The 7,092-nt window shown below is 35.9% G+C and carries 5 protein-coding genes; 4 read left to right on the top strand and 1 reads right to left on the bottom strand.

What is annotated here, in order from left to right:
• The first annotated feature begins 161 nt into the window (after positions 1-161).
• Positions 162-1,598, top strand: coding sequence for a proline--tRNA ligase (gene proS, locus ACOQFO_RS10745; protein ID WP_421689666.1), 1,437 nt, complete (start codon positions 162-164; stop codon positions 1,596-1,598).
• Positions 1,599-1,819: 221 nt separating this feature from the next.
• Here the strand turns inward: proS and ACOQFO_RS10740 are convergent, their stop codons facing one another.
• Positions 1,820-3,181, bottom strand: a complete 1,362-nt coding sequence (locus ACOQFO_RS10740; protein WP_421689665.1) for an IS4 family transposase — start codon at positions 3,179-3,181, stop codon at positions 1,820-1,822.
• A 266-nt stretch (positions 3,182-3,447) separates the two neighbouring features.
• Between ACOQFO_RS10740 and ACOQFO_RS10735 the strand changes: the two genes are divergently transcribed.
• Genes ACOQFO_RS10735 through ACOQFO_RS10725 form a run of 3 tightly spaced genes read left to right on the top strand, consistent with a single transcriptional unit; the run spans position 3,448 to position 6,915 of the window.
• The gene (locus tag ACOQFO_RS10735) at positions 3,448-4,440 is read left to right on the top strand and encodes a TAXI family TRAP transporter solute-binding subunit (protein WP_421689667.1); all 993 of its coding nucleotides are present in this window, start codon (positions 3,448-3,450) and stop codon (positions 4,438-4,440) included.
• Positions 4,427-4,900: a DUF1850 domain-containing protein gene (locus ACOQFO_RS10730; RefSeq protein WP_421689664.1), complete on the top strand. Its 474-nt coding sequence runs from the start codon at positions 4,427-4,429 to the stop codon at positions 4,898-4,900. Before ACOQFO_RS10735 ends, ACOQFO_RS10730 begins: the two co-directional genes overlap by 14 nt.
• Entirely contained in the window at positions 4,897-6,915 is a 2,019-nt protein-coding gene (locus tag ACOQFO_RS10725) for a TRAP transporter permease (RefSeq protein WP_421689663.1), read from the top strand. The genes ACOQFO_RS10730 and ACOQFO_RS10725 overlap by 4 nt, the downstream gene beginning before the upstream one ends.
• Positions 6,916-7,092: the final 177 nt, after the last annotated feature.

Genomic DNA, 7,092 nt, shown 5'->3' with positions numbered 1-7,092 from the left:
CGTGAAAATATTTTGATAATTAATTTCCAGTTTTAAAAAAATGAACATTAAAAAATCCCACCTAAAATAGGAGGGATGAAATAAATTGGTTTGAGGAAAATCCTTGAACCACAAAGCTCGGCGAATGCCGAGAGTCTATATTAATGTTAGGAGGAACTAATATGTCACAACAGACAAACGATTTTTCAAAATGGTACATTGATACAATTCAAAAAGCAGATTTAATGGATTACACACCTGTACGAGGTTGTATCGCTTTTAAACCAGATGGATACGAATTATGGGAACACATTCAATCAGAAATGGACCGTCGTTTTAAAGAAACAGGTCACCGTAATGCTTACTTCCCGATGTTAATTCCAGAATCATTCTTCCAAAAAGAAAAAGACCATATCGAAGGATTTTCTCCAGAATTACCATGGGTAACTGAAGCTGCTGGGGAAAAATTAGAAGAACGTCTTGCACTACGTCCTACTTCTGAAACAATGATTGGTCACTTATATTCAAACTGGATCAAATCATATCGCGATCTTCCAGTATTAATTAACCAATGGGCAAACGTATTCCGTTGGGAAAAGAAAACATTACCATTCATTCGTACTTCAGAATTTTTATGGCAAGAAGGACACACAGCTCATGAAAATGAAGAAGACGCTCGTAAAGAAACAATGCAAATGTTAAATATCTATAAAGAAGTAGTTGAAGGATTACTTGCTATTCCGGTATATGATGGACAAAAAACACCATCAGAAAGATTTGCTGGTGCGGTTGATACGTACTCAATCGAAGCAATGATGAAAGACGGAAAAGCTGTACAAGCTGGTACTTCTCACTATTTAGGTACAAAATTTGCAGAAGCATTCGATATTAAATACTTAAACCGTGAAAACAAACACGTACATGTGCATACAACTTCTTGGGGAACTTCAACTCGTTTAATCGGTTCTGTAATCATGGTGCACGGAGATGAACAAGGTCTCGTATTACCTCCAAAAATTGCACCAACTCAAGTTGTATTAATTCCTGTTGGTCCATGGAAAAAGAACCCAGCGATTATTGAGAAATTAGATGAAATCTTTGCAGAATTAAAAGCAAAAGGTATTCGTGTTCGTTTAGATGATTCAGACCAATCTCCAGGTTTCAAATTCAATGAATGGGAACTAAAAGGTGTTCCTGTACGTATTGAACTTGGACCACGTGATTTAGAAAACAGTCAAGTTCTATTAAAAGCTCGTGATGAGGCGAATAAAGTAACTGTAGAAATTGGTCAAGTCGTTTCAGCTATTGAGCAAGAACTAGAAACAATGCAAACACGACTATATGAAAAAGCAAAAGCATTCCGTGATGCAAACTCACATACTCATGTTGACTCACTAGAACAACTTCAACATCATTTAGTGGATTCAGAGAAAAATGGAACAATTCCAGGTTGGATCTTAGCTGGTTGGTGCGGTGATGATGCTTGTGAAGAACATGTAAAAGAAGAAACAAAATTCACAACACGTAACATTCCATTTAATCCACCGACAACAAAACAAACATGTATTAACTGTGGTAAAGAAGCAAAACACACTGTTTGGTTCGGTAGAGCATACTAAAATAATAAAAAAACGCTATCCTAGCGATAGCGTTTTTTTATTATATTTGACAATATATCTTATTATTCTACTTGTTATCTATATTATAATAATTTAATTTTGTCTATTTTTGTCGAACTGTGTAATAACACCTTTTTTTGTATTGATTTTTAATTTTAATTATCTTACATTTTAATTACTTCAAAAAATTCTTTAAATTAAGAATAATATATAAATATTACTCAAACTTCGCAGACTGAAATCGACAAATAAGCCTTGATATAGTTAGGCAGACCGTCAATCCATTGCTGTAGTTGACTTTTGATTATTTTTTGAATCGTTTTATTCGTCTTTTTTAAGGCATCTTCAAGAAGCTCGATTAATTGCTGTAATGCGACAGCCCAATCCAGTTCGCTCACTTCATCACATAGCTCATAAAAAATGCCACCTAGTGTTCGTTGATCGTTATGGCAACGATTCTGCCAGGACAAAACGATGTATCTCGAAAACACAATCGTTGTGTGGCTAATAAGTAAATCATATGACATGCCTTGAAATTCTTTTTGAAGGCGTAAGAGGGATTTAGTCGTCTTGAAAAAGACCTCAATATCCCAGCGCATACCATAAATACGGACGATTTCTTGTTCAGAAAGCGTACAATCCGTGCTGAGAATCGCAAGCCATTCGCTCTTTTTATTGCGGTTTTGAATAAATACGACTTTTACTTGAACGCCATTTGCCATGGTTGTTTGAATCGATCGCATGATGCCTTTCTTGCCAGAAACAGGTGCGGCAACCTTATATAGTTCCTTCAGAGATAGCTTTTTATTGTTCACCACATAGCGTTGGTTCGTTGCCTTTACCATGCCAATGACGTCAAGACCGAGTTCAACGATTGATTGGATAAGAGGTTGTTGCGTAAACCACGTATCCAGTAACACATAGTCAGCCGATACACCTGCTTGTAATGCTCGTTCAAGCATACCTGGGATGACGGTTGGAGCAGATTCTAATGCTTCGACACGACGTTTATAGCCAGAAGAACGCTTATCAATATTCTCAGAAATTCCGTTGATTTGCGCCTTTTTTGAACTTAGTAATGTGAAGTCTAGTGGCATAAATGTAAAGCCATCGGACCAACCCAATGTAAGCATGCGAAATCCTTTATAAAAGCGTTTTGTTAAGGAGGAATGATCCATACAACGCGCAAGAAGCTCCACCTTTTTACTGCGGTTACGGTCGAACATAGAATCGTCTATGATGAATACCTTTGGACGTTTTGTATCCGTCAGCTGCTCCACCTTTTGAATGGCGTGCACACTTAAATACGTTAAAAAGCGACGCCATGCAAACTTGGAATGATTTAAGAAACGATAAACAGAATCTTTGGCAGGGTAACGGTCTCCCTTCTTTGAATTTAAAAGGGTGAACCAGCTCTTATGATGAAAGATTAAACAAAAAACAAGCTGAAACAAATAGGAAGTTGTAAAGCCAAACTTCTTCGTAATGCAAGCTTTACGAAGGTGCTTTACGATTTCTAATTCACGAAATACCGATTTTAATTCTTTTGGCAGTTGATTGTTTTGGTCATTATGCTCTATCATAATGGAAGCACCTCTTCTGTTTGGTAGTGTATTCTCGACAAATCCACTATACCAAAGAATGAGGTGTTTTTTGTATCTTAAAAAACTTTGTCAAGGTTTTTATTGAAATCATGAAGAACCTAATAGAGCCAACTATCGAATCTAATTATTTAGGTGCGAAGTTTGAGAATATTACATTTAAAGAATTGATTGAATAGAAATTTATTTCTATGAAATTAACTATAAATTTCATAGAGGGGTAGGGGGAAAAAGTTTTGAAAAAAAGAATGTTATTTTCATCTCTAGCTTTAGCTGCATTTTTAGTTGGTTGTGGTGATTCTTCAACAACACAAAATGGCTCAGGCTCAACAAACGACGCTGGAACTCAAACAGAGACAGCAACAGATAAGGTTTCATTAAACCTTGTAACAATTGGTACAGGTGGAGCTTCAGGTCCTTACAATATTCTAGGGACAACTTTAGCAGACATCTACTCTTCTGATTTTGGTATTAACTCCAGAACGCAAACAACAGGAGCTTCTGTAGAAAATATTAACTTGATGGAGCATGGCAAAATTGAAATGTCATTTGTAATGAGTGACGCTCTATCACAAGCATTAGCTGGGGAAGTAAGCTTTAAAGAACCTATTAAAAATGTTTCACAAATTGCAACGTTATATCCAAACGTAGTACAAATTATTGCAAAGAAAGATTCTGGTATTAAAACAATCGAAGACTTAAAAGGTAAACGTGTTGCAGTTGGTGACCAAAACTCTGGTGTTGAAGTAAACGCTCGTACTTTACTAGCAGGTCACGGTATCACATATGATGACTTACAAGTGGATTACTTAGGTTATGCAGAAGCAGCTGATGGATTAAATGCAGGTACTATTGATGCAGCATTTTTAACAAGTGGGCTACCAAATGCATCAGTACTTGAACTATCTGAAACTATGGGTATTACTCTAGTATCGGTTGAACCTGCAAACATAGAAGATATTGCAAAAGAACATCCTTACTTTATTTCTTATGAAGTACCAGCAGGAACTTACGGAAATGAAGTACCTATTAAAACTGCAGCTGTTCCAAATGCTTTAGTTGTACGTAGTGACATGAGTGAAAATGATGTTTATTTACTAACTAAGAAATTCTTTGAAAGTCAAGATAAGTTAGTAAACTCACATCAAGCAGCTACTGAAATTCCTGCAGTAGATGCACAAGAAGGATTTATCGCACCAATACACCCAGGGGCACAAAAATATTTCGATGAACAAAAATAATAAAATTAGATGGTTTTGGAGTATAAGTGCTCTTTTACTCCTTACCATCTTTTTTATAAAAATCCCAGTATTTTCATTTGAAATTGAAGATCGTACCTATTACTTATTCGATGATCAATTTCAATTAAGATGGATTCACTCCGTCGAAAAAGAAGAGTGGATTGAAATCTATGATAATAGTGGGGATGAATTACTATTAACAGAGACATATTTTAAAACTTTTGGCGCTGGTGTCCCAAGTAGTTCTGAAAATACAGAATTAGTGGATGGTTATGTAAAAATGGATATTAATCTTAAATATCCCGAGTTAAATTTAGCAGTCTCTGAAAATGTGAAAACAACCATCATTACGAAACAACGTGAAATTCCAATTTATACTTTTGCAAGTGATTATACGAACGTACATATCACACATAAATCAATTTACTTATGGCAATTAATATCGGGAGGGAAGTTATGAGCGTAATAAATGAAGTAGATTCAAAAAAAATCCTGGTAGAAGAAATATCAGAAGAAAATGTTCAAAAGGTTTTAGAAAAATATGATACAGATTCCAATGTACGTAAATTAAAAAATAAAAGCGTCGTATTTCTGATTGCTGCTTTAGGAATACTATTTTCCTTGTTCCATGTATACATTACATTTAATCCTATTCCGACATTATTGCTAAGATCAGTCCATTTACTATTCGCTTTAGCCATCGTATTTTTACTATATCCGACTTATAAAAAACAAGACCGTACGAAAGTCCCTTTTTATGATTGGATATTATTCGGTCTTTGTATTCTATCTTGTGGTTACTTATTTGTAGAATATCAAGCGATTATGACAGAAAGAGGCGGTATACCAAATACAGTTGATATTATCGTTGCAATTGTGACTGTAATTCTTGTATTTGAAAGTGCAAGACGTGTAACAGGTTGGATATTACCAATTCTTGCCCTAGTATTTTTAATTTACCCATTCTTCAGTCATGCTTCATGGCTACCGAATATGTTAATGACTCGTCAGTTTGATTTAGGAGATATTTTTGGTCAGCTATACTTAAAGACAGAAGGACTATTCTCTACTGCAATTGGGGCTTCTGTACAATACATTTTCCTATTTATTTTATTCGGAGCATTTTTAGCTAAATCTGGTATGGGCCAATTTTTTAATGATTTAGCATTAGCTCTAGCAGGACATCAACAAGGTGGACCTGCAAAAGTTGCAGTTATCTCAAGTGCATTCATGGGTAGTATTAACGGTTCTGCTGTTGCAAACGTAGTAGGAACTGGTGCTTTTACAATTCCACTTATGAAAAAAATCGGATATGAGAAAAACTTCGCCGGAGCAGTTGAGGCAAGTTCATCCATAGGTGGTCAAATATTACCTCCAGTTATGGGTGCAAGTGCATTTATCATGGCTGAAACTACTGGAATTTCTTACGGGACGATTGCATTAGCTGCGGCAATACCTGCACTACTATTTTTCCTTGGTGTATTAATGCAAGTACATTTCCGTGCTGGTCGTTCAAACTTAAAAGGAATTCCAAAGCCAGACCTTCCAAGAGTTAAAGAAGTATTTAAAGAGGGCGGTCACTTATTAATCCCATTAGTTGGACTAGTTTTCTTCCTTGGTTCCGGTGTTCCCGTTGCATTCTCTGCATTATATACAATCGTATTAACAATCATCGTAGCAGCATTTAAGAAGAGTACTAGAATGGGTGTTAAAGATATTTTAAGTGCTCTTGAAGATGGAACAAAACAATCATTATCAACTATTGTTGCCTGTGGTGTAGTAGGTATAATTATTGGTGTAGTAAACTTAACTAGTTTCGGTTCTACATTAACTAGTGCTATTACTCATTTAGGTGCAGGATCACTATTCTTAACATTATTCTTAACAATGATCGCGTCTATTATTTTAGGTATGGGTCTACCTTCTATCCCAGCTTATATAATTACAGCTACAATGGTAGCACCATCATTAGCAGAATTTGGTGTTCCAATCTTAGTTGCACATATGTTCGTTTTCTATTTTGGTATTTTTGCAAATATCACACCTCCTGTAGCACTTGCATCTTTCGCTGGTGCAGGATTAGCAGGTGGAGATCCAATGAAAACAGGTTTCATCTCAGTACGTTTATCACTTGCAGGATTCATCGTACCTTACCTATTCGTATATCAACCTGCACTGCTATTAATTAATCCAGAAGGTCTTTCAATGAATGCGGTTGAATTCCCGATGGCATCAATTATGGATATTGTCATTGTTGCAGTAACTTCCATTGTTGGAGTTATAGGACTTGGAGCTGCAATTGAAGGTTACTTCGCAACACATATGAATACTATTTACCGTATTATTCTCGGTGCCGGAGCACTCTTAATGTTAATACCTGAGCCATTTACAGATATTATTGGAACAGTTATAGTACTTGTAATTTTCGCACTGAACTATATGGAAAATAAAAAATTAAAAAATAAATTAGCATAATATACATGAAACTGCTGACTAGTAATTTAGTCAGCAGTTTTTTTATTGTGCGCCCGGCATGGGCTATAACTTGGTGGTGAAAGTCCACTACAGGCTTGGCAGTAGGAACTGTTAGCTAATGGCAAGGGTGTCCACCGTGAGGTGGAATCTGAAGGAAGCCGGAGGCAAATTCCCGAA

It is taken from the genome of Ureibacillus sp. MALMAid1270, assembly GCF_049202975.1.
GTDB lineage: Bacteria > Bacillota > Bacilli > Bacillales_A > Planococcaceae > Ureibacillus.
Note: the sequence above shows the minus strand (reverse complement) of the source record. Positions and strands in the feature narration are given on the sequence as shown.

Bases quoted from the DNA above. Each gene is read 5' to 3' on its own strand.
- ACOQFO_RS10725 (WP_421689663.1), top strand. From the start codon at position 4,897: ATGAGCGTAATAAATGAAGTAGATTCAAAAAAAATCCTGGTAGAAGAA.
- proS (WP_421689666.1), top strand. From the start codon at position 162: ATGTCACAACAGACAAACGATTTTTCAAAATGGTACATTGATACAATT.
- ACOQFO_RS10735 (WP_421689667.1), top strand. From the start codon at position 3,448: ATGTTATTTTCATCTCTAGCTTTAGCTGCATTTTTAGTTGGTTGTGGT.
- ACOQFO_RS10740 (WP_421689665.1), bottom strand. From the start codon at position 3,181: ATGATAGAGCATAATGACCAAAACAATCAACTGCCAAAAGAATTAAAA.
- ACOQFO_RS10730 (WP_421689664.1), top strand. From the start codon at position 4,427: ATGAACAAAAATAATAAAATTAGATGGTTTTGGAGTATAAGTGCTCTT.